The sequence below is a fragment of the Paraburkholderia sp. CNPSo 3281 genome (assembly GCF_024206515.1).
GTDB classification, from domain to species: domain Bacteria; phylum Pseudomonadota; class Gammaproteobacteria; order Burkholderiales; family Burkholderiaceae; genus Paraburkholderia; species Paraburkholderia nodosa.
The window spans coordinates 1-1,484 of record NZ_JAMBPS010000139.1 but is presented as its reverse complement, the minus strand read 5'-3'; the positions used below and the strand labels follow the sequence as shown (position 1 = coordinate 1,484).

Below are 1,484 nucleotides of genomic sequence, written 5' to 3'. Positions count from 1 at the left end.
TAGTCGGCCTTGAACAATCCGCGAAGGCTTATGCGGCAAGGCTCCGAGGCCGAAATAGCATTGTGGGATTTGCAGAGACCTGGCATATTGATGCCGAAATCCTGCAAATCCTGACGAGGTGCGGATGGGTCCGAAGACGCCTGTGACAGAGGGAGATTTCTTCCGGCAGCCCCTGCGTGAGCAGATCAACCTGAAACATCCGCTGGTGCGGCTGGCTGACCTGATCAACTGGAATCGGCTGGGCATGGCGATGAGCGAGAGCTTCGTGTCGCGCAAGGGACGGCCAGCAACATCGCCCAGGCTGATCGCCGGGCTGCTGTACCTGCAGCACGCATTCGATCTGTCGGACGAAGAGGTCGTCTGGCAATGGGTTGAAAATCCCTACTGGCAGGTATTCACCGGCGAGACGTACCTGCAGACCGAGCTGCCGATCGATCCGTCGAGCCTGACGCGCTGGCGCAAGCGGTTGGGCGAGGCCGGCGTTGAAGAGCTGCTGGCCGAAACGATCGAAGCGGCAAAACGTGCTGGCGTGATCAAGGCCGCAAGCGTGAAGCGCGTGATTGTCGACACAACCGTCATGGAGAAAGCGATTGCCCACCCGACCGATTCGCGGCTTCTTGAACGGTGCCGCGAACATCTGGTGAAGGCGGCAGCGCGGCACGGCGTGAAACTGAGGCAGAACTACAACCGCGAGGCGCCGCACCTGGTGCGTCAGATTGGACGCTACGCGCATGCGAAGCAGTACAAACGCATGAAGAAAGTGCTGCGTACGTTGCGCTCGCGTGTGGGCCGGGTGATGCGTGACGTGGAGCGGCAGATCGATGCGGTCTCCGAAGGTAGCCGCGTGATCCTGCAGGAATTGATTGGGCGTACGAAGCGAATCCTGTCGCAAAAGACAAAGGACAAAAACAAGCTTTACGCACTGCATGCGCCAGAGGTGGAGTGCCTGGCCAAGGGCAAGGCGCGCACGCCGTATGAGTTCGGGGTGAAAGTGTCAATCACGACGACACACAAGGAAGGCCTGGTTGTTGGCATGCGCTCGATGCCGGGCAATCCGTACGATGGTCACACGCTCGCGGAGGCGCTGGAGCAGGCGGCGATCCTGAGCGACGTCACGCCAGAGATCGCCGTCGTGGATCGTGGATACAAGGGCGTAGACATCGAAGGTGTGAAGATCTACCACCCGGGGCTGAGGCGAGGCATTACGCGGGGATTACGGACGATGATCAGACGGCGCAGTGCGATTGAGCCAGCCATCGGCCACATGAAGACAGATGGCAAACTCGATCGGAACTGGCTGAAGGGAACGCTTGGTGACGCGATGCACGCTGTGCTATGCGGAGCTGGTCACAACCTGCGGATGATCCTGAGGAAGCTGCGGTTTTTTTACACCATTGTTCTCATCGCCCTGTTCATCCCTGTCGATCAGAGAGCATCCGCCGGCTGACGCCGACGACGGCCAAAACGAATTGTTCAGGGGCGAC

At 59.7% G+C, this 1,484-nt stretch carries 1 protein-coding gene; it reads left to right on the top strand.

Going from position 1 to position 1,484, the window contains the following annotated elements:
• The first annotated feature begins 124 nt into the window (after positions 1-124).
• Complete coding sequence (locus M3I56_RS40495; RefSeq protein ID WP_254358649.1) at positions 125-1,447, top strand: IS5 family transposase; 1,323 nt, start codon at positions 125-127, stop codon at positions 1,445-1,447.
• The last annotated feature ends 37 nt before the right edge of the window (positions 1,448-1,484 follow it).